At 74.7% G+C, this 23,703-nt stretch carries 27 protein-coding genes; 12 read left to right on the top strand and 15 right to left on the bottom strand.

Features of this window, described 5'->3' with window-relative positions; all coding sequences use genetic code 11:
- Positions 1–24: 24 nt before the first annotated feature.
- Genes ACVWNX_RS25065 through ACVWNX_RS25055 form a run of 3 tightly spaced genes read right to left on the bottom strand, consistent with a single transcriptional unit; the run spans position 25 to position 3,062 of the window.
- Complete coding sequence (locus ACVWNX_RS25065) at positions 25–1,446, bottom strand: bifunctional RNase H/acid phosphatase (RefSeq protein WP_454410101.1); 1,422 nt, start codon at positions 1,444–1,446, stop codon at positions 25–27.
- Positions 1,447–1,455: 9 nt separating this feature from the next.
- Positions 1,456–2,199 (bottom strand): zinc ribbon domain-containing protein, encoded by a 744-nt coding sequence (locus ACVWNX_RS25060; protein WP_454414930.1) that lies wholly within the window; start codon positions 2,197–2,199, stop codon positions 1,456–1,458.
- The gene (locus ACVWNX_RS25055) at positions 2,196–3,062 is read right to left on the bottom strand and encodes a Nif3-like dinuclear metal center hexameric protein (RefSeq protein ID WP_454410099.1); all 867 of its coding nucleotides are present in this window, start codon (positions 3,060–3,062) and stop codon (positions 2,196–2,198) included. Before ACVWNX_RS25055 ends, ACVWNX_RS25060 begins: the two co-directional genes overlap by 4 nt.
- Before the next feature lie 382 nt (positions 3,063–3,444).
- Between ACVWNX_RS25055 and ACVWNX_RS25050 the strand changes: the two genes are divergently transcribed.
- Positions 3,445–5,232, top strand: a complete 1,788-nt coding sequence (locus ACVWNX_RS25050) for a hypothetical protein (protein ID WP_454410098.1) — start codon at positions 3,445–3,447, stop codon at positions 5,230–5,232.
- Positions 5,233–5,294: 62 nt separating this feature from the next.
- Entirely contained in the window at positions 5,295–5,447 is a 153-nt protein-coding gene (locus tag ACVWNX_RS25045) for a hypothetical protein (RefSeq protein WP_454410096.1), read from the top strand.
- A gap of 200 nt (positions 5,448–5,647) precedes the next feature.
- Here ACVWNX_RS25045 and ACVWNX_RS25040 read toward each other — a convergent pair whose 3' ends face one another.
- Both ACVWNX_RS25040 and ACVWNX_RS25035 read right to left on the bottom strand, forming a co-directional pair.
- The gene (locus tag ACVWNX_RS25040) at positions 5,648–6,724 is read right to left on the bottom strand and encodes a Zn-dependent alcohol dehydrogenase (protein ID WP_454410094.1); all 1,077 of its coding nucleotides are present in this window, start codon (positions 6,722–6,724) and stop codon (positions 5,648–5,650) included.
- A 196-nt stretch (positions 6,725–6,920) separates the two neighbouring features.
- Complete coding sequence (locus tag ACVWNX_RS25035) at positions 6,921–7,418, bottom strand: MarR family winged helix-turn-helix transcriptional regulator (protein WP_454410093.1); 498 nt, start codon at positions 7,416–7,418, stop codon at positions 6,921–6,923.
- 198 nt (positions 7,419–7,616) lie between these two features.
- On the opposite strand from ACVWNX_RS25035, the gene ACVWNX_RS25030 reads away from it, so the two are divergent.
- The 3 genes from ACVWNX_RS25030 to ACVWNX_RS25020 all read left to right on the top strand — a co-directional run bounded on the left by ACVWNX_RS25030 (position 7,617) and on the right by ACVWNX_RS25020 (position 9,682).
- Complete coding sequence (locus ACVWNX_RS25030) at positions 7,617–8,264, top strand: nitroreductase family protein (protein WP_454410091.1); 648 nt, start codon at positions 7,617–7,619, stop codon at positions 8,262–8,264.
- A 537-nt stretch (positions 8,265–8,801) separates the two neighbouring features.
- Positions 8,802–8,993 (top strand): hypothetical protein, encoded by a 192-nt coding sequence (locus tag ACVWNX_RS25025; protein ID WP_454410089.1) that lies wholly within the window; start codon positions 8,802–8,804, stop codon positions 8,991–8,993.
- On the top strand, positions 8,990–9,682 hold the full coding sequence (locus ACVWNX_RS25020; RefSeq protein ID WP_454410088.1) for a hypothetical protein: 693 nt from the start codon (positions 8,990–8,992) through the stop codon (positions 9,680–9,682). The genes ACVWNX_RS25025 and ACVWNX_RS25020 overlap by 4 nt, the downstream gene beginning before the upstream one ends.
- A gap of 6 nt (positions 9,683–9,688) precedes the next feature.
- Here ACVWNX_RS25020 and ACVWNX_RS25015 read toward each other — a convergent pair whose 3' ends face one another.
- Entirely contained in the window at positions 9,689–10,141 is a 453-nt protein-coding gene (locus ACVWNX_RS25015) for a class I SAM-dependent methyltransferase (RefSeq protein WP_454410087.1), read from the bottom strand.
- A 189-nt stretch (positions 10,142–10,330) separates the two neighbouring features.
- Here ACVWNX_RS25015 and ACVWNX_RS25010 point away from each other — a divergent pair, with 189 nt between their 5' ends.
- The 3 genes from ACVWNX_RS25010 (at position 10,331) to ACVWNX_RS25000 (ending at position 13,223) form a co-directional block, all read left to right on the top strand.
- On the top strand, positions 10,331–11,014 hold the full coding sequence (locus tag ACVWNX_RS25010) for a class I SAM-dependent methyltransferase (protein ID WP_454410085.1): 684 nt from the start codon (positions 10,331–10,333) through the stop codon (positions 11,012–11,014).
- A 10-nt stretch (positions 11,015–11,024) separates the two neighbouring features.
- Positions 11,025–12,224: an N-acetylmuramoyl-L-alanine amidase gene (locus ACVWNX_RS25005; protein WP_454410084.1), complete on the top strand. Its 1,200-nt coding sequence runs from the start codon at positions 11,025–11,027 to the stop codon at positions 12,222–12,224.
- Positions 12,225–12,377: 153 nt separating this feature from the next.
- Complete coding sequence (locus tag ACVWNX_RS25000; RefSeq protein ID WP_454410083.1) at positions 12,378–13,223, top strand: hypothetical protein; 846 nt, start codon at positions 12,378–12,380, stop codon at positions 13,221–13,223.
- 113 nt (positions 13,224–13,336) lie between these two features.
- Here ACVWNX_RS25000 and ACVWNX_RS24995 read toward each other — a convergent pair whose 3' ends face one another.
- The gene (locus tag ACVWNX_RS24995) at positions 13,337–13,774 is read right to left on the bottom strand and encodes a VOC family protein (protein WP_454410082.1); all 438 of its coding nucleotides are present in this window, start codon (positions 13,772–13,774) and stop codon (positions 13,337–13,339) included.
- A gap of 154 nt (positions 13,775–13,928) precedes the next feature.
- Here ACVWNX_RS24995 and ACVWNX_RS24990 point away from each other — a divergent pair, with 154 nt between their 5' ends.
- Entirely contained in the window at positions 13,929–14,513 is a 585-nt protein-coding gene (locus tag ACVWNX_RS24990) for a TetR/AcrR family transcriptional regulator (protein ID WP_454410080.1), read from the top strand.
- A gap of 117 nt (positions 14,514–14,630) precedes the next feature.
- Here the strand turns inward: ACVWNX_RS24990 and ACVWNX_RS24985 are convergent, their stop codons facing one another.
- The 8 genes from ACVWNX_RS24985 to ACVWNX_RS24950 form a co-directional block, all read right to left on the bottom strand.
- On the bottom strand, positions 14,631–15,701 hold the full coding sequence (locus ACVWNX_RS24985; protein WP_454410079.1) for a prenyltransferase/squalene oxidase repeat-containing protein: 1,071 nt from the start codon (positions 15,699–15,701) through the stop codon (positions 14,631–14,633).
- Positions 15,698–16,432: a class I SAM-dependent methyltransferase gene (locus tag ACVWNX_RS24980; protein ID WP_454410078.1), complete on the bottom strand. Its 735-nt coding sequence runs from the start codon at positions 16,430–16,432 to the stop codon at positions 15,698–15,700. Before ACVWNX_RS24980 ends, ACVWNX_RS24985 begins: the two co-directional genes overlap by 4 nt.
- Positions 16,432–18,015, bottom strand: coding sequence for a glycosyltransferase family 4 protein (locus ACVWNX_RS24975; RefSeq protein ID WP_454414929.1), 1,584 nt, complete (start codon positions 18,013–18,015; stop codon positions 16,432–16,434). Before ACVWNX_RS24975 ends, ACVWNX_RS24980 begins: the two co-directional genes overlap by 1 nt.
- Before the next feature lie 292 nt (positions 18,016–18,307).
- Positions 18,308–18,724 (bottom strand): RidA family protein, encoded by a 417-nt coding sequence (locus ACVWNX_RS24970; RefSeq protein ID WP_454410077.1) that lies wholly within the window; start codon positions 18,722–18,724, stop codon positions 18,308–18,310.
- A 158-nt stretch (positions 18,725–18,882) separates the two neighbouring features.
- Positions 18,883–20,139, bottom strand: coding sequence for a cytochrome P450 family protein (locus ACVWNX_RS24965; protein ID WP_454410075.1), 1,257 nt, complete (start codon positions 20,137–20,139; stop codon positions 18,883–18,885).
- Positions 20,140–20,336: 197 nt separating this feature from the next.
- Complete coding sequence (locus tag ACVWNX_RS24960) at positions 20,337–20,552, bottom strand: DUF397 domain-containing protein (protein WP_454410074.1); 216 nt, start codon at positions 20,550–20,552, stop codon at positions 20,337–20,339.
- Positions 20,553–20,674: 122 nt separating this feature from the next.
- Positions 20,675–20,899, bottom strand: a complete 225-nt coding sequence (locus tag ACVWNX_RS24955; RefSeq protein ID WP_454410073.1) for a DUF397 domain-containing protein — start codon at positions 20,897–20,899, stop codon at positions 20,675–20,677.
- Entirely contained in the window at positions 20,896–21,732 is an 837-nt protein-coding gene (locus ACVWNX_RS24950) for a helix-turn-helix domain-containing protein (protein ID WP_454410071.1), read from the bottom strand. Before ACVWNX_RS24950 ends, ACVWNX_RS24955 begins: the two co-directional genes overlap by 4 nt.
- Positions 21,733–21,839: 107 nt before the next feature.
- Here ACVWNX_RS24950 and ACVWNX_RS24945 point away from each other — a divergent pair, with 107 nt between their 5' ends.
- The 3 genes from ACVWNX_RS24945 (at position 21,840) to ACVWNX_RS24935 (ending at position 23,679) form a co-directional block, all read left to right on the top strand.
- Positions 21,840–22,064 (top strand): hypothetical protein, encoded by a 225-nt coding sequence (locus ACVWNX_RS24945; protein WP_454410069.1) that lies wholly within the window; start codon positions 21,840–21,842, stop codon positions 22,062–22,064.
- 274 nt (positions 22,065–22,338) lie between these two features.
- Entirely contained in the window at positions 22,339–22,767 is a 429-nt protein-coding gene (locus ACVWNX_RS24940; RefSeq protein ID WP_454410068.1) for a hypothetical protein, read from the top strand.
- A gap of 135 nt (positions 22,768–22,902) precedes the next feature.
- Entirely contained in the window at positions 22,903–23,679 is a 777-nt protein-coding gene (locus ACVWNX_RS24935) for a radical SAM protein (protein WP_454410066.1), read from the top strand.
- Positions 23,680–23,703 lie beyond the last annotated feature (24 nt).

Below are 23,703 nucleotides of genomic sequence, written 5' to 3'. Positions count from 1 at the left end.
GGCCCGGTCCGGCCCGTGAGGCCGTCAGCGCAGGTGGGCCGTCTCGTTGAACAGCCGCACGCTGGCGTTGCCGTCCCGGAAGTAGGCCACCACCGACAGCGCGGCGGCGGACAGTTCCATCCGGAACATCGAGGTGGCCGGGGCGCCGAGCGCCAGCCGGAGCAGGGTCTTCACCGGGGTGACGTGGGTGACGACGAGGACCGTGCGGCCCTCGTACCGGGCGAGCAGCCGCTCCCGGGCCCGCTCCACCCGCTCGGCGACCTGCTCGAAGCTCTCGCCGTCGCCGGTGGGCCGGGCGGACGGGTCGCCGAGCCAGGCGGTGAGGTCCTCGGGGTGCCGTTCCCGGACCTCCCCGAAGGTCAGTCCCTCCCAGGCCCCGAAGTCGGTCTCGCGCAGGTCCTCGTCGGTGGTCACCGTCAGTCCGAGCCGGTCGGCGGCGGCCCGCGCGGTCTCCTGGCAGCGCCGCAGCGGCGAGGAGACCACGGCCTGGACGGTGCCCCGGGCGGCCAGCGCCTCGGCGGTGAGCACCGCCTGCGCGCGGCCCGCCGCGGAGAGCACCGGGTCCTCGGTGCCCCCGCTGCCGGAGAACGCCTTGGACGCGGTCAGCGCGGTCTCGCCGTGCCGCAGCAGGACCAGGGTGGTGGGCGCGCCCAGGTCGGCGGAGGGGCCCCAGCCGGTGGTCGGGGTCCGCCCGGTGCGCTCCCCGGCGGCGGCGACGTTGCGCGCGGCACGCAGATCGGCCCCGGCCCGCGCGGCGCCGGACGCCGTCGGGTCACCGCTCGCGGCCCGGCCACCGGTACCGGCGCCCGTACCGCCAGCCGTACCCGTACCGCCCGCCGTACCCGTACCGGCCGCACCGCCCGTACCCGCCGTGCCGCCGGAGCGGCCCGTCGAGGCCAGGGCGGCGCGGGCGCGGGCGGCGCCCGCCGTGGCGTCGCCCGGGGTGCGCTCCTCCGCCGTCGCGCGGGCCCCGGCGCGGGAGGCGCCGAGGTCCGCGGTGGAGGCGGACGGCGACCAGCGCTCGCCGCGCTTGCCCGCGTCCATCGCCTCGTTGGCCAGCCGGTCGGCGTGCTTGTTGCGCTCGCGGGGGATCCACTCGTAGGCGACCCGTCCCGGCGGGTAGACCGAGGCGGCCTCGGCGGCGAGCGGCTTCATGTCGGGGTGCTTGATCTTCCAGCGGCCCGACATCTGCTCCACCACGAGCTTGGAGTCCATCCGCACCCGTACCGGGACGGCGGGGTCCAGCGCGTGCGCGGCGCGCAGCCCCGCGATCAGGCCCCGGTACTCGGCGACGTTGTTCGTGGCCACGCCGATGTACTCGGCGGCCTCCGCGAGGGTCTCCCCGGTCGCCGTGTCGATGACGACGGCGCCGTAGCCCGCGGGGCCCGGGTTGCCCCGGGAACCGCCGTCGGCCTCGACCGTGAACCGCCGCTCGGAGGACGACACCCGCCCGCCCTACAGCCCGGACTCGGCGGTGCGGACCAGGATGCGGCTGCAGTTCCCGCATCGCGCGACCGTGTCCCGGGGGGCGGTGCGCACCTCGTTCAGCTCGGTGATGTCCAGTTCCAGACGGCAGCCCTCGCAGCGCCGCTGGAAGAGCCGGGCCGCGCCGATGCCGCCCTGCTTCTCCCGCAGCCGGTCGTAGAGCTTGAGGAGGTCGTCCGGGATGGTGGCGGCGATCAGCCCGCGCTCCTTGGCGGCGGCGTCGGCCTCCGCGGCCAGTTCGCCGTCGGCGGCGTCCCGGCGGGCGGCGGCGTCGTCGGCCTTGGCCTGGACGGCGGTGACCCGGGCGGTCAGCTCGGTGACCCGCTCCTGGGCGGACTCCCGCCGCTCCATGACCTCCAGGACGACGTCCTCCAGGTCACCCTGGCGCTTGGCGAGCGAGACGATCTCGCGCTGGAGGTTCTCCAGGTCCTTGGGGCTGGAGACCGCTCCGGAGTCCAGCCGCTGCTGGTCACGGGCGGCGCGCTGGCGGACCTGGTCGACGTCCTGTTCGGCCTTGGTCTGCTCGCGGGCGCAGTCGCCCTCCTCGGTCTGCGCGGCGACGAGCAGGTCGCGGAGCTGGGCGAGGTCCTTGGTCAGCGACTCGATCTCGGCGTGCTCGGGCAGCGACCTGCGCTTGTGCGCGAGCTGCTGGAGACGGACGTCCAGGGCCTGGACGTCGAGGAGTCGGAGCTGGTCGGCGGGCGCGGCGTTCAGTTGGGGGCTCCCGGGTCGTTGGTGGTGGCCAGTGGTGGTGCGGACGCCGCGTGGGCGGTCCAGGGGTCGGTGACCGTCCGGGAGACGTACGTGCGCAGTCCCCAGCCGTGACGGTCGGAGATCGTGTCGAGCTGGGCGGCGGCCAGCTCGCACCAGGGCCACTCGGTGGCCCAGTGCGCCGCGTCGAGCAGGGCCAGCGGAGCGTGCTCCCTGGCCTCGGACGCCGGGTGGTGCCGCAGGTCGGCGGTGAGGAAGGCGTCCACGCCCGCCGCCCGCACGTCCGCGAAGAGGCTGTCGCCGGAGCCGCCGCTGACGGCGACCGTGCGGACCAGCGCGTCGGGGTCGCCCGCCACCCGGACGCCCTGCGCGGTGGCGGGCAGCCGCTCGGCGGCCCGGGCGGCCAGCTCGCGGACGGTCAGCGGATGGTCGAGCGCGCAGATCCGGCCGAGGCCGCGACGGCCCGACGGATCGGTGGGGTCGGGCACCAGCGGGCCGGTGACCCGGAGGTCCAGGGCCCCGGCGAGCGCGTCGGAGACCCCGGGGTCGGCGCGGTCGGCGTTGGTGTGGGCGACGAGCAGCGCCACGTCGTTCTTGATCAGCGTGTGGACGACCCGGCCCTTGAAGTGGGTGGCCGCGACCGTCGTGGTGCCCCGCAGATAGAGCGGGTGGTGGGTGACCAGCAGGTCGACGTCCAGCCGGACCGCCTCGTCGGCGATCTCCTGGACGGGGTCCACGGCGAACAGCACCCGGCGGACCTCGGCGTCGGGGTCGCCGCAGACGGGACCGACCGCGTCCCACCCCTCGGCCCGCTCGGGGGGCCACAGGGCGTCGAGCGCGGCGATGACTTCAGACAGGCGGGGCACGGGCCAAGGCTACCTGGCCCGCGCGCTCCGCCGGACGGCCGATCCCCGCCGCGCGCGACGGGAGGACGGCACGGCGCGGGTCGCCGGGCCGGGGCACGACCGTCAGCGTTTTCCCGTCCGGAACACCTGATGGCCACCCTTTGTGGTGAATATCGGGCGACGCGTGCAACGGCCGTGCGTGCGAAAACCTAGCTTCGTCGCCGGAGGTGACCGAACCATGACGGTCTGTGCCAGCGAGACCAGTGCCGGAGACGGCGAACCAGGCGAACCATCCGCACCGCCCGCACCACCGCCCACGCCATCCGGGCCCCCCGGCCCCGGCACCGGCCCCGGCCCCGGCCCCGCCGGTCCACCGGGGACCCGCCGGGGATCGGGGGCCCTCGTGATCGCCGAGGACGGCGGTTACGCGGCGCGGCTGACCAGGGCGGCGGGAACGGCGGACCGCTGGTTCCCCGAGCGGTGGACGCTCGACGGCCCCGAGCCGTACGCGGTGCCGCTGCCGGGGCGGCGGCCGGAGGCGGCGGAGACCGAGGTCCAGCCGATGGCCGACGGCCGGGTGCTGGTGCGGCGGGCGGTCGCCGACCGCCATGAGTTCTCGCTGGTGTACCCGACCGGCCCGACCACCGGCGAGGTGCGGCTGGGGGCGCTGGAGCACGGTCCGCCGTCCGCCCGCTGGAGCCTGCTGCCGCCCGCGCCCGGCGGGACCCGCGCCTACGCGCTCGGCGCCGAGGGGGACGTCAGCCGGGTGTGGCTGGTCGCGGGCGGCGCGGGCCCGGAGCTGGTGGCCGAGGTCCCCGGGCGTTGCTCGGGCGGCGCCTGGCTGGACCGGACGGGACGGCTGCTGGCCCTGGACCGGGAGCTGGCGGGGCGGACCAAGGCGGTCTCCGTCGACCTGGGGCAGGGCGGCGCGGCGTCCCCGCTGCTCCAGATCGCCCGGGACAGCACCGACCGGGTGCTGCTCGCCGATCCGGACAGCGGGCTGCTGCTGATCCGCTCGGACGCTCCCTCGCCCGGCCGGGAGCGGCTGGGCTGGGGGGTGCTGGGCAGCACGCTCCCGGTGCGGTTCCCCGAGTGCCTGCGGCTGGCGGGCCGGGTGGTGACCCCGTTCGCGGTCCAGCCGGGACAGGCGCTGGCCCCGGAGGAGTGCGGGGTCGCCCTGCGGATCGACGGCCCGGGCGGGAGCTGGCCGGGCGTCTGGCGTCCGGCCGAGCGGACGGTGCGTCAGCTGCGGCCGCCGCAGGGCTGGTTGGCCGGGTCAGGACTGTGGACCCGGGAGGGCGAGCTGCGGCTGCCCTACGCCACCCGGGCGGTGCCGTGCGGGGTGGCCCGGCTGACGCCCGCCGTACTGGCCTCGGCGGAACCGGTTCCGGTGGCGGCGCCCCCGCCCGTACCGGTGGCGGCGCCCGGCCCGGTTCCGGTGGCGACTCCCGTGACGGTGCCGGTGTCGGCGCCCGGCCCGGTTCCGGTGGCGGCGCCCGTGCCGGTGGGCGCGACGGTTCCGGTGACGGGGCCCGCGTCGATGGCGGGGCCCGTACCGGTGAGGGTTCCGGGTCAGGGGCCGGGGCCGTCGGGGTCCGGTCCGCTGGTTCCCAGGCCGTCAGGGGCCGGTCCGCTGGTTCCCGGTCCGGCGGGGCCCGGTCCGGCGATGGCTTCCGGTCCGCCCCTGCCCGGCCCGGCGGCCCCCGTGGCGACGGTGACGGTCCCCGGCCGGTCGGCCTCCCGTCCGGGAACAGCTCCCGGCCCGGCCGACGGGGCGGTGGGCGCGGACTCGGTGGCGGTGGCCCCTCCGGTGACGGCGGCGGCACCGGAGGAACCGGGGCTCCCGGGGCTCCCGGGGACAGCTGAGACGCGGGGGGCCCGAGCGGCGCCGGGGACTCCGGGGCCGACGGAAGCACCGGAGTCATCGGAGACACCAGAGACACCGGAGGTACCGGAGGCACCGGAGGCACCCGGGACGGGGAGACCCTCTTCGGTCGAGGCCCCCGTACCGAAGGGTCCGGTGGTTCCCGGCCCGGCCGGTCCGGTGGCGGACGGAGTGACGTTGGTGCGGTGCGCCACCGGGTCGGGGGTGTGGCCGGGGGCCGGGGCGGTGGTGGGCGCGACGGGCACCGCGCGACCGGTCCCGTTGCAACAGTCTCCGCTCACCGGGCGGGTACCGCTCGGTGGTTGACGGACCGCCCGTTAGAATCACCCGGCTGTTGTGAAGATCGTTCTACGGGGTGAACCTTTCCGATGACCGAGACCCAGACGGACCCGACCGCCGAGCCGCGTGAGGCCGTGGACGCCACAGGCCACGGCAAGCACCGAGGGGCGGTCGCCGCCCACGACAGGGAGGAGGAGCCGCACGGCAGGCACCGCAAGCCGGACGCCTCCTCCCCCGCGTAGCGGGACACCGCACCATCCGACGGCCCCGCTCCGGCGGGGCCGTCGTCGCGTCCGGGGCCGTCCGGCGGCCCGGGCTCCCGGACGAACGGGCGGGCCACCAGGCCGACGACCGGGTGAGCGGACGGACGACCGGGCGGGCGGCTGGGCGACCGGGCGACCGGGTGCGGGGACCAGGCGGAGGCGGGGCGGCGAACGGGCGGTCAGATCTCGACGCAGGTCCGCAGCGCCGTGCCGGACCGCATCTGGTCCACCGCGTCGTTGACGTCCGCGAGCGGCACCCGGTGGCTGATCAGGCCCGCGAGGTCGATCCGGCCCGCCCGCCACAGCTCCACGGTCCGCCGGTAGGAGCGCGCCGCGTCCCCGCCCCCGTACATGGAGGGCAGGATGCGCTTCTCGTCGAAGAACAGCTCGAACATGCTGAGCTTGAGGTAGTCGTCCGGGGCGCCCGCGCCCACCACGCAGAGCGTGCCGCCGCGCCGGGTGGCGTCGTACGCGGCACGGGCGGTGTCCGAGCGGCCCACCACCTCGAAGACGTGGTCGAAGCCCTCGCCACCGGTGATCCGCTGCCGGGCGTCGTCGAGTTCCCCGGGGGCCACCGCCTCGTCGGCGCCGAACCGCAGGGCGGCCTCGCGCCGGAACGGGACCGGGTCGACGGCCACCACCCGGGCGGCGCCGCTGAGCCGCGCGCCCTGGAGGACGGAGAGCCCGACGCCGCCGCAGCCGATCACGGCGACCGAGGAACCGGCCTCCACCCGGGCGGTGTTGAGCACCGCGCCGAGTCCGGTGGTGACCGCGCAGCCGATCAGGGCGGCGAGGTCGTAGGGCAGGTCGTCGGGGATGGGGACCGCGCCCGCCGCGTCCACCACGAGTTCCTCGGCGAAGGTGCCGTTGCCGGTGAAGCCGAACACCGGGCCGTCGGGGCGGCGGAAGTTGGGGGTGCGGGCGCCCCGGAAGCCGGTCAGACAGAGCTGGGTCTGACCGCGCAGGCAGGAGGGGCAACGGCCGCAGGACGGCAGCCAGCCGATGAGGACCCGGTCGCCGGGGCGCACCGCGCTCACCCCGTCGCCCACCTCGACGACGTCACCGGCGCCCTCGTGGCCGGGGACGAACGGCACGGGCTGGCGGAGGGTCCCGTTCATCGCGGAGAGGTCGGAGTGGCACAGTCCGGTGGCCCGCATCCGGACGCGCACCTTGCCGGGACCGAAGCCGACGGCCTCGACGTCGTCGTGGACCACCAGGCGGGACTGTCCCGTCTGGTGCAGGACGGCTGCGCGCACACCGCGCTCCCCTCTCCGGACCGGCGTCCGGACGGTCGGACCGGACGGGACCGGTCGGGCGCGCTCGGAAGCGGGCGCGGGGCGTCCGGAGCGCCGGCCCGGGCTGGCCACCCGGCGCGTCCGGAACGGGTCCAACCTTCCTCAGTCTAGAACGCGTTGCGAGGGGCGGCGACGCGTGCCGGACGGCCCCGGAGGGCTATCCGCCGGACGGTGCGGGCGGGTCCAGCAGTTTGCCCAGCAGACGGGTGAGCTGGGCGCGTTCGGTGGACGTGAGGGCGTGGAAGGCGTCGTCCAGGAAGGCGGGCACCGTCGCCTCGGCGCGGGCGAGCGCGGCCCGGCCGCCGTCCGTGACGGTGACGGCGTAGGCGCGGCGGTCCCCGGCGGCGCGCTCCCGGCGGACGTGGCCGTCCCGTTCCAGGGAGTCGCAGAGCCCGACCATCACCGTGCGATCGATGCGGAGCTCGTCGGCGAGGACCCGCTGGGAACACGGGCCGGTCGCCACCAGCATCCGCAGGACGAGGTGCTGTCCGACGCCGAGCCCGATCCCGCGCGCATGGGCCTCGGCGGCCCGGGCGACGGCGGAGGAGGCGCGGCAGAGCGCGATGTCGGGGCGCTCGGCGGCGAGCCGGGGGAAGTAGGGGAGGCGGTCGTCCCCGGGGTCGCGGGGGCGGTCCGGCGCGGCGGGGGACGGCATGGCATCGACTCCTTCGGCGGGGCGGTTCCCGGACGGCGGCCCCAGTCGGCCCCGACCGGGCACGACCGGGCACGACCGGGCACGACCCTAACAAAGTCGTCCGCAAGCGGATCGTTTGACCGCCGATCATCGGGACTCATATGCTCGCCGATGATCCGCTGACAGACGATCGGTACACAGACGGAACAGGAGCCCTCCATGACGCTGGACCTGACCCCCGACGAACTGCTCTCCACCACCCGCGCGGTCCGCAAGCGCCTCGACCTGGACCGGCCCGTCCCCCGGCGGTTGATCGAGGAGTGCGTCGACCTGGCGACGCAGGCCCCCACCGGACGCAACCGGCAGCGCTGGCACTTCGTCGTGGTCACCGACGCCGAGCGGCGGCTCGCGGTCGCCGACCTCTTCCGCCGGGCCCTGACCACCGGGGGCGGCGCGCCGCCGAACGAGCGGGACCTGCGGCGGATGTACGCGCACCCCGGCTCGATGGAACGCATCTCGGACGGGCTGCGGCACCTGTACGAGAACGCGCACCGGGTGCCCGCGTTCGTGATCCCGGCCGTCGAGGGGCGCACCGACCGCGCCTCCGTCCTCGACCAGTCGATGACCTGGGGGTCGATCCTCCCGGCGGTGTGGAGCTTCATGCTGGCCGCCCGGGCGCGGGGCCTCGGCACGGTGTGGACGACCGCCCAGGGGCCGCTGGAACGGGAGCTGTCCGAGGTCCTCGGGGTGCCCTACGACGAGGTGATGCTCGCCGCGTTCGTCCCGCTGGCGTTCACCCTCGGCACCGACTTCCGCCCCGCCCGCCGGGTGCCCCGGGACCAGGTCCTGCACTGGCAGGGCTGGTAGCGGGTGACGGCCCGGCGCACGCCGGGCGCCCGTGCCCCCGTCCCGCACGCCCGGCGCGTACCGACGTGACCCGGCACGTCCCGGAGCGATCCGGAGCGACCCGCAGCGATCCGGAGCGGCAGACGCGTCCCGGAGCGACGATTTTCAGACACCGTGCGCACGGGGAGCGTCGTGTCCCCCTTCGCTCCCGCGCGCGGGCCCGCGCGCCAACGCTTCGCGCGGGGACGCTCCTGAGCAGGGCCGGGGTTCCCCGGGGGCGCTTTCGCGCCGGGCCGTGTCTCCCGCCCCCCGCGACCCCACCGGGTTGCGCCTAGGGTGATCACCGTGCCCGGCGGGTTCCAGCCATCCGCCCCTCGCACACCTTGACCGGTCTCGGGGGAAACCGTCACCACAGTGGACGTCACCGTGCCACGGCGCCGGAGCGCGCCGTCCGCGCCGACGCTTCCGCCGTCGCCACACGTCCCCGCCCGGCCGGGGTGTACCCCGTCACCACCGCGAGGACCGGGCCCGAAGCGCCAGCAGCCGGAGGAGACCCAGGTGTCGAAGCACGGAAGGCCGTTCCGCACGGCCCCGACCCGGACGGGCACGGCGGCCCCGACCCCGACCGGCACCGCCCCGGCGGGCACGACCCCGACGGGCACGGCGGCCCCGAGGGCCGCGAAGGCCGCCGCCGCGCCCCCGGGTGGCGGCCCCGGCCGCTCCGCCGTCCCCGCCCGGGAGGCCAGGTGACCGGGCGGGGACGGGGAACCCGTCTCGCGGACCGGCTGACGAACACCTCCGTCGCCGCCTTCCTGGCGACCGCCGGGATCGTCGCGGGGGTGTTCGTCGGCGGCTCGGGACTGGGCAACGTCGTCGCGGGCTGCGGGTTCAACAGCGACGCCTATCCGTCCGAGACCGCCGAGGAATGGGCCGCCCACGCCGACCAGGTCGTGGTGGCCACTCCGGTGGAGGAACGGGACGGCGAGCGGCGGGAGTTCACGGGCGGGATCTTCCGCTACCAGATGGACCGCGAGGTGAAGCTCCGGAACGAGAAGACCCTGTGGAGCGCGGAGCGCCCCAGACGCTCGATCGGCACCGGCTTCGAGCTGGTGGCGCCCGGCTGGAAGGTGTTCCGGAAGAGCGGCGCCCGGTTCAAGAGCACCACCTCGGACGCCCCCCGGCTGGAGACAGGCCACACCTACCTCCTCGCCCTCCGCTGGGACGCGGGTCGGTGGACCGTCCTCGGGGAGGGCGCGGCGATCCCGTTCGACGACGGGACGGTGGGCCGGGGCGAGTGGTGCGGACGGGTCCTCGCACCGGAGGACGTGGCCCGGGGCGAACTCTTCTCCCGCCCGGACGACACCAGCCTCGAAGAGGTGACGCACGGGCGCGGCATCGAGGACGTCCTCCGTGAACTCCGCCGCGCGGAAAGGGAGTAGACCCGTCTACGGCCGACGGGCCAGCAGGAAGCACTGCGGGGCGCGTTCGGGGAACGAGCCGTCCGTGTCGGGCTGGCGGAGGGTGCTGGACCGCACCGACAGGCCCGCCCCGGTGAGCAGCTCCGCCATCCGCTCCGGGGTCCGCCGGTGGAAGTCCAGCCGGACCGGGTGCCCGAGGCCCTCGGTGAGCCGCAGGGTGTCGGTGCCGGACTGGAAGCCGAGCAGCAGATGGCCGCCGGGCGCCAGCACCCGGGCGAACTCGGCGAACGCGCGCGGGAGTTCACCGTCCGGGAGGTGGATCGTGGAGTACCAGGCGAGGACCCCGGCGAAGGCCGCGTCCGGCGCGTCGAGGTCCAGCATCGACCCCACCTCGAAGGGGATGCCGGGGTGCGCGGCCCGGGCCACGGTGACCATCCCCGGCGACAGGTCGATGCCCCGGATGGGGGGTGTGACGGACACCGTCGCCGTCCGCCGCCGCGCGCCGTCGTCATACCGCCACCGCCACCGGCCCGGCCCCGGAGGGCCACCACGGGGTGGCGGCGGGGGCCGTTCCCGGAGCCGTCCGGGCGTGTGCCAGCATGACCCACCGGCCACGCGCGGCGGGGCGTCCACCGCGCGGGACCACCCCTGACCACGTACGGAGCCCCGATGCACCCGGCGACCACCCCACGACCCCAGCCCGCGCCGAAGACCCTGAAGGCGTTCGAGGCGGCACCGGGCTTCATGCCGCTCGACGAGGGGCTCGCCCTGTACGCCGCCGCGCGGACCGCGACCGCCCTGGGCCGTCCCCTGCTGGAGGTGGGCACCTACTGCGGCCGGTCCACCCTGCTGCTGGCGGACGCGGCGCGCGCCGGGGGCGTCACCGCGCTGACCGTGGATCACCACCGGGGCAGCGAGGAGCAGCAGCCCGGCTGGGAGTACCACGACCCCGCCACTCTGGACCCGGAGCTGGACGGGGTGATGGACACCCTCCCCCTCTTCCGTCGCGTTCTGTACAAGGCGGGGCTGGAGGAGCACGTGGTGGCGCTGGTGGGGCGCTCCCCGCAGATCGCGGCGCTGTGGACCGCCCCGCTGGGACTGGTCTTCGTGGACGGCGGCCACACCGACGAGCACGCGGGCGCCGACTACGACGGCTGGGCGCCCCGGCTGGTGCCGGACGGGCTGCTCGTCATCCACGACGTGTTCCCCGACCCGGAGGACATCATGACGGGACAGGCCCCGTACCGGGTCTATCTGCGGGCGCTGGCATCCGGGTGCTTCGAGGAGGTGTCGGCGACCGGTTCCCTGCGCGTCCTGCGCCGGACCGCCGCCCCCTGGCCGCCCCTCGGTTAGGGTCACCGCCGTGTCCGCGCCCCCGCCCCACCAGCCCGACCCGTCCCCCGACCGACCCGGGCCGTCCGGCCCGCCCGGGGCCTCCGACCAGTCGGTTCCCTCCGGCCCGCCCGACGTGTCCCGAGCCGCCACGCCCTCCGGCCCGCCCGGTCCCCTCGCCCCCGCCGAGCCACTCCTCCAGCCCGGTCCGCCCGGCTCCCCCGCCCCCTCCGAGCCGCCCGGCCCGTCCCCCCGTCAGCCGGAGCCCTCCGCACCGCCCGCTCCGCAGCCCCCGCGTTCCGCCGTCCGGCGCCGGGCCGTGCTGGTGGGCGCCGCCGTGACGGCCGCCGGTCTCCTCGCGGGCCTCGCCCTGACCGGCGGCCCGTCCGCCGCCGACCGGGGAGCGGCCACCGGCACCCCGACGGGCACCGGGACCCCGGCCACCGACCGGGACACCACCGTCACCCCGGACGGCACCGCCCCGGAGCGCGGCACCGCCGCCCGCCCGGGCCCCGCCGAAGACGGTGGCCCGTCCCGTTCCGCGCCGCTGGCCGGGCGGGTCGTCGTCATCGACCCCGGGCACAATCCGGGCAACTTCGACCACCCCCGGGAGATCGCCCGCGAGGTGGACATCGGCACCGGCCGCAAGCCGTGCGACGCCACGGGCACCGCGTCCGAGGCGCGCGGGGACCGTCCGGCGTACCGGGAGGCGGACTTCACCCTCGACGTGTCCCGGCGGCTGGCCGCGCTGCTGCGGGAGCGGGGCCCGCGGGTGGTGCTGACGCACGACGCGGACCGCCCCTGGGGGCCGTGCGTGGACGAACGGGCCCGGATCGGCAACGCGGCGCGCGCCGACGCGGCGGTGTCGCTGCACGCGGACGGCGCGCCGTCGGGCGAGCGGGGCTTCCATGTGATCCTGCCCGCCAAGGTGAGGGCGGGGGCCGCCGACACCGCGCGGATCACCGGGCCCTCCCGTCGGCTGGGGGAACGGATCGTCCGTCAGTTCGGGCGGGTCACCGGCACCTCGCCCGCCGGGTACGCGGGCGACGGCACCGGGCTGGACGTCCGGGGCGACCTCGGCGGGCTCAATCTGTCGCGGGTGCCGAAGGTGTTCGTGGAGTGCGGCAACATGCGCGACGCGCGGGACGCGGCGCTGCTGGCCGACCCCGAGTGGCGGGAACGCGCGGCCCGGGGCGTCGCTGAGGGAATCATGAGTTTTCTGCGCGGGTAGTATGCCCTGCCCCGACCTGGCAGACTCCTCCGCCGGGCCGACGATAGGCTCAGCCTACGACGGAGGGTCACCCCAACGCCCCGCGCCCCGCGCGGACGGCACGCCCCCCTTCACGACCGACCGACCAGCCGACGGACGAAGGACCTTCCTGAAGTGAACATCCGCTCCCTCACGAGAGGCGATGGCGTGGTGATCGGAGCAGCGGTGTTGCTCTTCATCGCGTCGTTCCTCGATCTGTACTCGATCGACGAGGCGAACCAGATCCCCGGCTACGACTACCCGAACGCCTGGGACAGCGGACCGGCCCTGATGAGCGTGTTCCTGGCGGGCGTCATCGCCGCCGCGCTGATCGTGTTCGCCCATGCCCAGCCCCAGCCGCGCAAGGTCGCGGGCCTGGACCTCGGCCAGTTCGGCGTGGCGTTCGCCGTCTTCTCCGCCTGGAGCGCCCTGGGGAACATCTTCGACCCGGCCGGGCCGTTCGACGGCGAAGGGTCGTTCAGCGCGGACGCCGGAACGGGCCTGATCCTGGCCCTGATCGCGACCGTGGCACTGGCGGGCGCCGCCGTGGCGACCCCGCTGGTCCCCGCGCTGAAGGCACCGCTGATGGGCGCCCCGCGTCCGCAGGCCGCGCAGCCCTACGGCCAGCAGCCGCCGCCCGGCGGCTACGGCTACCCGGGCGGCCCGGGCGGGCAGTCCTTCGGCGGCCAGCAGCCGAACGCGTTCGGCGCGGGCGCCCCGCAGGCTCCCCAGTCCCCGCAGCAGGGCGGCGCCCCGGCGCCGGGTCCGCAGTCGTCCGGCGGGGACTTCTCGCCGTTCTGGTTCGCGGTGCCGGTGGCCCGGCCGCTGTACCCGGAGGACGGCTCCCCGAACCCGATCGCCGAACTCGCCCCCGGTACCTGGTACCTGGCGGTGGAGCAGCGCGGTCCGGGTCTGGTCGCCCAGACCCAGGACGGCCGTCGCGGCGTCCTCCAGGACACCTCGGGCATCCAGCGCGGCTGACGGCCACGCACCGCCCGCCGGAACGGCACACGGCGTCGGCCCCGGGACCACACGGTCCCGGGGCCGACGCCGTTCCCCGTCCTGGCGCCCGCGCCTAGGCCGTCTCTTACGGACTAACCGGGGACGTGGCCCTCCGCGTACCGCTCCGCGTAGGCGTCCGTCGGGGGGACGACGGTGATGACGTCGATCAGCACCCCGTCCGGGCCCTCGACGATGAAGTGCCGCTGCCCGAACTCCTCGGTGCGCGGGGGCAGCAGGACCGTCAGCCCGGCCCCCTCCACCAGCCGCCGGTGTTCGGCGTCGACGTCGGCGACCTCGAAGTTCAGCAGCAGTCCGCCGCTCAGCGGGGTGCGGTGGCCCTCGGGGACGCTGGGGTGTGCGGGGTCCAGCAGGGCGAGTTCGTAGTGCGGGGCGTCGGGGCGGTGCAGGCTGACGTACCAGTCGGCCTCGAAGGTGACCGCGAAGCCGAAGTGGCGGGTGTAGAAGTCGCGGGCGGCGACGAGGTCGCGGGTGCCGATGACGGGATAGAAGCCGCCGAGTTCGCTGGTCATGTCCGTACGCCTTTCACGGGCCGGGGCGGGGTCGGGATCTCCATGGGCGACGGGGCCTTTGACGGCCCCCGCCACCCCTTCACATACCCAAGGTATGTGAACTGGGGATTAGCATACCCCGGGTACGCGAAAAGAGACGGAAGGGCGGTCGGAGATGGCGGTCAGCCGGGCGGAACAGCGGGCGGCGACCCGGCGGGCACTGCTCGCCGAGGGGCGGCGGCGGTTCGCCGCCGACGGGTACCACGACGTGGTGTTCGCGGAGGTCGCGGCGGCCGTGGGGGTCACCAAGGGCGCCGCCTACCATCACTTCGCCAGCAAGGCGGGGCTCTTCCGGGCGGTGGTCGCGGAGGTGCAGCGGGACCTCGGCGAGGCGGTCGCCGCCGCCGCCGACGCCCACCCGGACCCCTGGGAGCAGCTGCGGGCCGGGTGCCGGGCGTTCCTCTCGGCGGGCGGCGACCCGGCGGTGCGGCGGATCGTGCTGGTGGACGCGCCGACCGTACTGGGCTGGGACGAGTGGCGGGCCCTGGACGAGGAGTCCTCGGCCCGACACCTGGCCGAGGCGCTACGGGCCCTGATCGCCGCCGGGACCCTCCCGGAGCAGCCGGTGGAACCGCTGGTCAGACTGCTGTCCGGGGCGATGAACGAGGCCGCGCTCTGGCTGGCCCGCTCCCCCGACCCGGACGCGCTCGCCGCCACCGGACGGGCCCTGGACCGGCTCCTCGACGGACTGCGCGACTGACCCGGTACGTCGTCGCGTCACGCCACGGGAGCGGGAGGGGCGGTACGGACGGGCGCGGGACGGTACGGGAGCGGGCGCGGGCAGTACGGGCGCGGGACGGTACGGGTACGGGGAGCCTCAGGAACAGCAGGCCGGGTCGACGCCCCGGGGCAGGGCACCGGGCGTGAAGACCGTACGGGTCGCCTCGTGTCCGCCCAGCGCGGCCACCGCCAGCAGCACCGCGCCCGCCGTCCAGGCGGTCCGTTCCTCCGGCCAGACCGCGTCGTCCGCGAAGACGTACCCGGTCCAGTACAGACCGCTCTCCGCGTCCCGCAGGTGCCGGATGGCGACGAGCACCTCCCGGGCGCGCTCCGGCCGGCCCGCCACCCACAGCGCCAGGGCCAGCTCGGCGGACTCCCCGCCGGTCACCCACGGGTTCGGGGAGACGCACCGCACCCCGAGGCCGGGCACCACGAACCGGTCCCAGCCGGCCGCGAGCCGCTCCCGGGCGGCGTCGCCCGTCACCGCCCCGCCCAGCACCGGGTAGTACCAGTCCATGGAGTAGCGGTCCTTGTCGAGGAACCGCTCCGGGTGGTGGGCGACCGCGTGCCGCAGCGCGCCGACCGCCAGCTCCCACTCCGGCTGGGGCTCCCCGCGCCGCTCCGCGAGGGCCAGGGCACAGCCCAGGGCCTGGTGGACGGAGGCGCTGCCGGTCAGCAGCGCGTCGGTGACCGGGGTGCCGTCCGCGTCGCGCCGCCAGCCGATCTGCCCGCCGGGCCGCTGGAGGGCGAGCACGAACTCGACGGCGGCGTAGACCACGGGCCACATCCGGTCGAGGAACGCCTCCTCCCCGGTGGCCAGGTAGTGGTGCCAGACGCCGACCGCCACGTAGGCGCAGAAGTTGCTCTCCCTCGTCCGGTCGGTGACGTTACCGGGGTCGCCGTCGGCGTAGGCCGCGTACCAGGAGCCGTCCGGGTTCTGGTGGCGGGCGAGCCAGTCGTAGGCGCGGGCGGCGGCCTCGTGCTCCCCGGCCGCGTCCAGCGCCATCGCCGCCTCGGTGTGGTCCCAGGGGTCGAGGTGGTGGCCCCGGAACCAGGGGATCGCCCCGTCGGGCCGCTGGATCGCCCGGATCGCGCGGACCGTGTCGGCGGCCTCCGCCTCGGTGAGCACCCCGGGCAGCACCAGGTGCTGGGTGCGCGGGGTGGTCACGGCGCGTCCACGGGCGGCAGGTGCGGTTTGGTCGCGTAGACCACGAAGCTCTTGCCGATCAGCGGGTTGAGGGCGCGTTCGGCGGTCCGGGTGGCGAGCGGCTTCTTCATGATGTCCCAGACCAGCAGCTTGTGGTACGCGCGCACCGGCAGGGCCTTCTCGTTGTCGACGCCGAACGCGCACTTCAGCCACCAGTACGGGGAGTGCAGCGCGTGCGCGTGGTGGCTGCCGTAGGGCCGCAGGCCCGCTTCCCGGACGCGGGCGAGGAGTTCGTCCGCGCGGTAGATGCGGATGTGGCCGCCCTCCACCTCGTGGTACGCGTCGCTGAGCGCCCAGCAGATCCGTTCGGGGCCGTAGCGCGGCACGGTGACGGCGATCCGGCCGCCGGGGCGCAGCACCCGGACCATCTCGGCGAGGACGCCCTTGTCGTCGGGGATGTGCTCCATCACCTCGGAGACGATGACCACGTCGAAGGAGTCGTCGGGGAACGGCAGCGCCAGCGCGTCGCCCTCCAGGGCGGTGGCGGTGGCCCCCTCGGGCGCCTCCCCGGCCTCCCGCATGGCGGCGAACCAGCGGTTGACCTCGCGGATCTCCTCGCCGTTGCGGTCCAGGGCGACGACGCGGGCGCCGCGCCGGTAGCACTCGAAGGCGTGGCGTCCGGCGCCGCATCCCAGGTCCAGCACCCGGTCGCCGGGGGCGATCGGGAAGCGGGTGAAGTCGACGGTCAGCATCAGCGGTTGCTCCCCACCATGTGCGCGGCCGGGCCGCTTCCGGTACGTCCGGCGACGGCGGTCGGCGCGGCCGTCGCCGTGGTCGTCGTCGCGGCCGTGGTCATCGTCGCCGTGGTCGTGGCGGTCGCGGTGGTCCCGTCCGGGCTCCGGCCGCCGCCCGCCGCGCGGGCCATGGCCTCCCGGTAGTGCCGGACGGTGCCCTCGGCGGCCTTCGCCCAGGTGAACCGGTCCAGCACCCGCTGCCGTCCGGCGGCGGCGAGCCGGGCCCGCAGCGCGTCGTCCCCGAGCAGTCGGCCGAGGGCGGCGGCGAGGGCGTCCGGGTCGCCGGGCGGCACCGCCAGACAGGTCTCGCCGTCGGGACCGGCGACCTCCGGGATGGCGCCGCCGGTGGTGGCCACCAGCGCGGTGCCGGTCGCCATCGCCTCGGCGGCGGGCAGCGAGAACCCCTCGTACAGCGAGGGCACGCAGGCGATCCGCGCCGAGCGGACCAGGTCGACGAGTTCCGCGTCGGTTATGCCCTTGACGAACTCCACCGCCCGCTCCAGCCCGTGCCGTTCGATGGCCCGCGCGACCGGCCCGTCCTCCGCCCGCCGCCCCACGACCACGAGATGGGCGTCCGGATGGTCGGCGCGGACCTTCGCCAGCGCGTCGACCAGGTGGACGAGTCCCTTGAGGGGGACGTCCGCGCTGGAGGTGGTGACGATCCGGCCCGGCACCTCCGCAACGGACGGGTCGGGGGTGAACAGCTCGGTGTCGGCGCCGATCGGGACGACGTGCACCCGCTCGGGGCGCACCCCCAGGTGCTCCACGATCTCCCGGCGGGAACTGCCGGAGACGGTGAGCACCGACGGCAGCCTGCTCGCCACCCGCTTCTGCATCCGGGTGAACGCGTACCAGCGGCGCAGGGACGCCCGCCGCTTGCGGTCCGGGGCGGCGTCCAGCTCCAGACGGCGGTCGACGGTGACGGGGTGGTGGATCGTGGTCACCAGGGGCGCGCCGAGGTCGCCCAGCTGCCCGTAGCCGAGGGTCTGGTTGTCGTGGATGACGTCGAACCGGCCGCGCCGGGCCCGCAGATGGCGGCGGACCCGCAGGGAGAACGTCAGCGGCTCGGGGAAGCCGCCGGTCTTCATGGTGGCCACCTCCAGCACGTCCACCCAGTCCCGGTACTCGTCCCGGGCGGGGGTGCGGAAGGGGTCCGGCTCGCGGTAGAGGTCGAGGCTCGGCAGCTCGGTGAGGGTGAGCCCGTCGAGGCCGGGCCCCTCGTCGAGGACGGGGTACGGCTGCGCCCCGATCACCTCGACGGTGTGCCCGAGCCGGACCAGCTCCCGCGACAGGTGCCGCACGTAGACGCCCTGGCCGCCGCAGTAGGGGTTGCCCTTGTAGGTGAGCAGCGCGATCCGCAGCGGGCGCCCGTCGTCGCGCGTGCGGCCCTCGTCACGCGTGCGGCCCTCGTCACGCGTGCGGCCGTCGTCGCGCTGGCGCTCGTCCCCGTGCGGGTGCCCGTCCCCGTGCGGGCCCTGTGGACCGTCCGGGTCGCGCGGGCCGTCCGACCGCTCGCCGCCCGGGCCCGGGCGGGCCCCCATGGCCTCAGCGGTCACTCGTGGCCCCCTGTCTCGCGGCTGTTCCGCGGGTGTCCTCACGCGGTTCGCCCGCGACCTTATGCGCGGGCGTACACGGGGAACAAGTCACGGCTCCCGGCGCCCGAGAAGGCTGAATCTACCGGCTGGTAGTGGCTGACGGCCGGGGGGTCCTGGTGATTCGCACCACGGAGGGCCGCCCGGGTGGCGCGGGGGCCGTGACGAGGGCCGGAACGGGGGCCGGGACGGGGCGGGAGAGCGCCCCGGGACCCGCCGGACGTCCGGTGGGCGCCCCGCGTCAGCGGACGAGTCCGACCGCCTCGATCTCGATCATCCACGCGGGGTCGGCCAGCGAGGAGACCTCCACGAACGACTCCGCGAGGTGGGGCTTGCCGGGGAAGTACTCGGCGCGCAGCCGGGCGTAGACGTCCTGCTGCCGCGCGATGTCCGTGACGAACACGGTCGCCTTGACCACCTCGGCGAGGCCGGAGCCCGCGTTGGTGAGCACCGTCGACAGGTTCGCGAGCGCCTGGCGGGCCTGCGCCTCGAAGTCCCCGGCGCCGACCGTGGCGCCCTGAGCGTCGATCGGCGCCTGCCCCGAGGTGAAGACCAGGTTCCCCACCCGGACGCCGAGCGAGATGCCGGCCGACTCGTACCAGTCGGGTTCGGCGGAGACGCGCACCCGCTCGGCGGCGGGCTGCTGTACGACGGACATATCCCTGACACTCCCTCAAGACCGTTTGCCCGGAGCCGGACAGCGGGAACGTCACCCCGATGACCCCGGCTCGATCCACAGCCACCGGCCCCCGGGTTTCATTCCCGGTCCGTTCCCGTGGGTTCACGGTCCGGCCCGCGTCCCCCGGTCCGGTCGGCTCACCGGGGGCGCAGCACAACGGGCAGGGCGAGGACGTCGTTGCCGATGAACGACGGCTGGGGGTCCGGGGCGTTCCCCTCGTCCGCGAGCGCGAGGTACGGGAACCGGTCGAAGAGCGCGGGCAGCGCGACGGCCGCCTCCAGCCGGGCGAGCGGGGCGCCCAGGCAGTAGTGGATGCCGTACCCGAAGGCCAGGTGCTCCCGGTCCGCGCGGTCGATCGCGAAGTCGTGCGCCGCTTCGTGGAACGACGGGTCCCGGCCGTGCGCCCCGAACCCGATGAGGACGGGGTCCCCGGCCGCGATGGTGACGCCCTCCCCGAGGTCGATGTCCCGGAGCGCGAACCGCAGCGGCAGGTGGACCACCGACGGATGGAGCCGCAGGGTCTCCTCGATCGCGTCGGCCCAGCGGGCGGGCTCCGCCAGGACCGCGTCCAGTTGCCGACGGTGGGTGAGGAGCGCCCGGACGGCGTTCCCGATCAGCGCGATCGTGGTCTGACTCCCGGCGCCGATCATCAGCAGCAGGGTGGAGATCAGCTCCGGCTCGGTGAGCCGGTCCCCCTCGTGGGCGGTGAGCAGCAGACTCGTCATGTCGTCGCCCGGCTCCCGCCGCTTCGCCTCCACCAGCCGGTGCATGACGGTGACCAGCCCGCTCGCGACCCGTTCCGACTCCTCCTGCGGCACGTCGGTGGCCAGGATCGCGTCCGCGACGGAGAGCACGTCGGGGCGCTGCTCCTCGGGAACGCCGAAGAGGTCGCAGATCACCCGGGTCGGCACCCCGTGCGCGAAGTGCGCCCGCAGATCCACCGCCGCGCCGTCCCCTTGGGCGTCCAGGTCCTCCAGACCGTCCAGGAGGTCGGTGACGACGGCCTCGATCGCGGGCCGCAGCGAGCGCATGCGACGGGGTGTGAAGGCGGGGCCGATCAGCCTCCGCAACCGGGTGTGCTCGGCCCCCTCGGCGGTGGCCATCGAGTGGACGTCGAGCCAGGGGGAGAGCCAGGGAACGTCGCCCGGCCGGTAACCGGGCCAGGCGCCACGGGCGTTCCTGGTGACGTCCGGATGCGTGACCAGCCGTTTGACGACGTCGCCACGCGTGACGGACCAGGCGATGACGTTCTGGGGCAGCCGGACCCGCGTGGCGGGCCCGGCCGCGCGGAGTTCCTCGATCTGCTCGTACAGCCGGTCGCCTCCGTCGCTGTCGAGGACCGGGACGGGGGCGGGGGCGGGGGCGGGGGCGGGCACGTCGTGGCTGGCGGTCATGGGACACCTCCGGTCACGCGGGGGCGGCCCATCGGCGGGAACGGCCACGGTGGCGCGGTCTCGCTCCCGGACGCCGGTCGGATCGCTCCGGTGCGTGGATGGCTGGACTTCGCGCCGACGGTGGGGCATCGGTACCGATATCGGGGATTGTCCTGCGCCCGACCGGGTCCGCATAGACGGAAACCAGCCTCGGACCGCTAGTGCGTGCCGAACCCGTCCGCCTTGACGCCCGTCACGAACGCGGCGAACGCGGACGTGGTGACGGCGAGCGCGGGGCCGCCCGGGTCCTTGGAGTCCCGGACGGGGACGGTGCCGGTCGCGGACGCGTAGGCGGGTGCCCACTCGACGCAGGTGCCGCCGCTACCGCTGTACGAGGACTTGAGCCACTGTTCTTCGGCCAGGTCGGCGTTCATCTGGAGTCCTTTCCGGGCTGCGGGTGGTGACGAGGACGAGAGCCCTGCCGCGTTCCGGTACGGAGGTGCGGCAGGGCTCGTTGTCGTGCGGTGGTGCGTAGGGGTCCGGCTGGCGCCGAAGGCTAGAACGCGCTGAACCCGTCCGTCTTGACGCCCTCGACGAAGGAAGCGAAGGCGTGGGCGGGGAGGTTCAGGACGGGGCCGACGGGGTCCTTGGAGTCACGGACGGGGACGGTACCGGTCGCGGACGCGTACGTGGGTGCCCACTCCACGCAGGAACCACCGTTCTGAGTGCTGTAGGAGGACTTGACCCAGTGGAGAGGGGAAGTGCGGGTTGAGGCAGTCACGAGATGCCCTTCCTTAGCCGTTCGATCATGGCGACTGAGTCTGCCTGGGAGGCCGCTTCGGTCTGAAGCTGATGATAGTTCTTCATCAGTGGCAGAACGGAGTTCAGTTCCCGGTCGAGAACTCCCTGGGTCTGCGACTCGACGTAGGACATCAGGGACCGGTCAGGCATCGTCAACAGGTTGACCATCCGACTGAACGGCTGTCGCTCACCCATGCCGAACGGCGCGATCTGGAGCGACGTGTTCGACTGCTTGGCGAACTCGATCAACCGGGCCAGTTGAGCGTCCATCACGCCGGGCCCACCGATGGTCCGATGAAGGCAGCTCTCGTCGAGCACCACGAAGATGAGCGGGAGAGGCGCCCGGGAGAGCGCGGCCTGTCGCTCCATCTGGAAATCGACCCGCTCGGCGGCTTGCTCGGGGGTGATGTCCCCGCGCTCAACCACGCCGTCCGCCAACGCCTGGGCGTACTCCCGCGTCTGGAGCGGTCCGGGGATGAGGACCGACTCGAACAACCGGATCTCGGCCGCCCGGGCCTCGTACCCCACGTACTCGGGGAACCCCTCCACCAGACTGCCGCGATACAGCTCGCGGTACGCGCGTTCGAACGTGTCGACCATGCCTTGCAGCCCCAAGGCGACGTCCACACTGCGCGAAAAACGCAAGGTCGGATTCTTCCGGCCAGTTTCCACCGCTGAGACGTGCCCACTGGAGTACTTGGTCGCCAGGGCCAGGTCTTCCTGCCGCCATCCGCGCGCCTCGCGTGAACTGCGTAACCGAGCCCCGTAAGCCGCCTCGGGCGATGAGTCGGGATTCAACTCTTTACGGTTCACCTTTCGCCTCCTACTTGGCTTGCGTGAATAGCAGGTTGATGCAGCATGGCCCGCTGGGCCAGCCTAGGACTCCCGGTAGCGGAAGCGCTACTGAGAGGAGTTTTGACATGTGCGGTGATGAACTCCGTGTCGGCGCCCTCGCGTACGACACCCGACGGAAGGTCATCGGGGTGGTCATGGACGTGACCTGGGGCCCCGTCTACCTGCGCCCGCCCCGTGGTGGCATCGAGTGGTGCGCGTGCCGCGAGGACGTGCGTCCGGTGACGGTCGCGGACCGAATCCGCCCCGCGCTGGCCGAATTGAACCTACGTAGCAGCAGGGGAGGTGTGTAGGGGTGAGCAGGCAGTTTCGTCATATCGAGTGGAGCCTGCGACGTTTGGAGTCCTGGGGGGTGAGTGCGTATGCACAGTGCGTTTCCGGTTCGCCCCCGTGCGACGCGATTCCACCGAAAGATCCGGAGTTCCGTACGGCCGAGGGCGCGACGCGGTGGATGGAGGTCCACTTCCGCGAGACGGGTCACCGCCGCTTCGACCGGGCGCTGTTCGAGACGGTGCAGTGGGACCCGCCGGAGGACTTCGCCTCCCCCACCCTCCCCGGAGTCACGACGTGAGCCAGTCTCTTGAGCAGCCGTCCCGGTACCGGGCGCAGGTGGTGGCGGAGTGGTCCTCGGCGTACGGCGACTGGGACACCCGGATGAGCCTCGGAACGTTCACGAGCCCGTACCCGGGACGGGTCCTGCGCTGGCTGCGCAAGCAGGCGGTCCGTATCGCTGACGGACTCGACCCGGACCCGGACGGTGGGCCGATCCACCCGGACGCACTGCACGAAATCCCTTTCCCGGACCACGAGTTCCCCGCAGCCCTCGGTGACGCCCCCACCCGCCTCCGCACCTGGGCCCTGAGCGAGGACCACTCCCCCGCGATACGACGACTGCGAGCCGGGGAAACCGTCCAGGTCGTCGCGGCGGAGCACGGCGAACGCTACGTCCTCACCGCCCAGCCCGACACCGCGACCGGGACCGTCCCCGGGACCTGAGCCCGAGCCCGAGCGCCGCGCCCCAAGTCGGGCCCCGAACCTCCCCCTGCCCCGCTGTCCTGTCGCCCGGCAGGGGGAGCACCACTTCACATCCACCGCGACCCGCAACCTTGACACAGTGATAAGGATCAGCCGATGCCGCTGGTTGATGAACCGACCCCGCCACGACGGCCGTTCCCCGGGATCACCGTCCTGGAACTGGAGATCACCGGAAGCTGCGCCCGCCACTGCGCCCACTGCCTCTCCGAACCAGAACCCTGGACCGTCCCCGGGACGATGACCCCCGACGACTGGCGCAACGTCATCACCGACGCCGCCGCGCTCGGCGTCCCCCACCTCCGTCTCATCGGAGGCGAACCGACCCTCCACCCCCACTGGACCGACCTCGCCGCACACGCCCTGTCATCCGGACTGACCGTCGAGCTGTACACCGACCTCGTCCACATCCGCGACGACTGGTGGGAGCTGCTCACCCGCCCGGGCATCGGCGTGACGACCAGCTACCACAGCGACTCGGCCCACCAGCACGACCACCTCACCGGACACCCCGGCAGCCACAGCGACACCCGCCGCACCATCCGCGAAGCCGTCCAACGAGGCGTACGGCTCCGGGTCCGCATCACGGAGACCTTCCACGGCCAGCGCGTCCGCTGGGCCCACACCGACCTCACCAACCTCGGCGTCACCCGCGTCACCATCGACCGCCACCGCACCGGAGGCCGCACCCCGTTCCCCGGCACGGGCCCCGGCCCCGCACTGGACGAAACCCACGCCCGCCACGCACAAGGCCGCCTCACCATCCACCCCAACGGCAACCTCACCGGCTGCCCACTCACCCCCGATACCCCCACCGGCAACGTCCGCCGAACCCCACTCCTCACACTCCTCGACCACCGCCAAACGATCCCCTGACCCCACATACGCAAACGCCCCGGG

This window comes from Streptomyces sp. JNUCC 64 (assembly GCF_054484115.1).
This window is presented reverse-complemented; position numbering and strand designations above follow the sequence as displayed.

Coding starts and splice junctions, on each gene's coding strand:
- ACVWNX_RS25030 (WP_454410091.1), top strand. CDS start 7,617: ATGACGCTGGACCTGACCCCCGACGAACTGCTCTCCACCACCCGCGCG.
- ACVWNX_RS24945 (WP_454410069.1), top strand. CDS start 21,840: ATGTGCGGTGATGAACTCCGTGTCGGCGCCCTCGCGTACGACACCCGA.
- ACVWNX_RS25035 (WP_454410093.1), bottom strand. CDS start 7,418: ATGCCGTCCCCCGCCGCGCCGGACCGCCCCCGCGACCCCGGGGACGAC.
- ACVWNX_RS24970 (WP_454410077.1), bottom strand. CDS start 18,724: ATGTCCGTCGTACAGCAGCCCGCCGCCGAGCGGGTGCGCGTCTCCGCC.
- ACVWNX_RS25010 (WP_454410085.1), top strand. CDS start 10,331: ATGCACCCGGCGACCACCCCACGACCCCAGCCCGCGCCGAAGACCCTG.
- ACVWNX_RS24965 (WP_454410075.1), bottom strand. CDS start 20,139: ATGACCGCCAGCCACGACGTGCCCGCCCCCGCCCCCGCCCCCGCCCCC.
- ACVWNX_RS25045 (WP_454410096.1), top strand. CDS start 5,295: ATGACCGAGACCCAGACGGACCCGACCGCCGAGCCGCGTGAGGCCGTG.
- ACVWNX_RS24990 (WP_454410080.1), top strand. CDS start 13,929: ATGGCGGTCAGCCGGGCGGAACAGCGGGCGGCGACCCGGCGGGCACTG.
- ACVWNX_RS24960 (WP_454410074.1), bottom strand. CDS start 20,552: ATGAACGCCGACCTGGCCGAAGAACAGTGGCTCAAGTCCTCGTACAGC.
- ACVWNX_RS24980 (WP_454410078.1), bottom strand. CDS start 16,432: ATGCTGACCGTCGACTTCACCCGCTTCCCGATCGCCCCCGGCGACCGG.
- ACVWNX_RS24975 (WP_454414929.1), bottom strand. CDS start 18,015: ATGGGGGCCCGCCCGGGCCCGGGCGGCGAGCGGTCGGACGGCCCGCGC.
- ACVWNX_RS24995 (WP_454410082.1), bottom strand. CDS start 13,774: ATGACCAGCGAACTCGGCGGCTTCTATCCCGTCATCGGCACCCGCGAC.
- ACVWNX_RS24935 (WP_454410066.1), top strand. CDS start 22,903: ATGCCGCTGGTTGATGAACCGACCCCGCCACGACGGCCGTTCCCCGGG.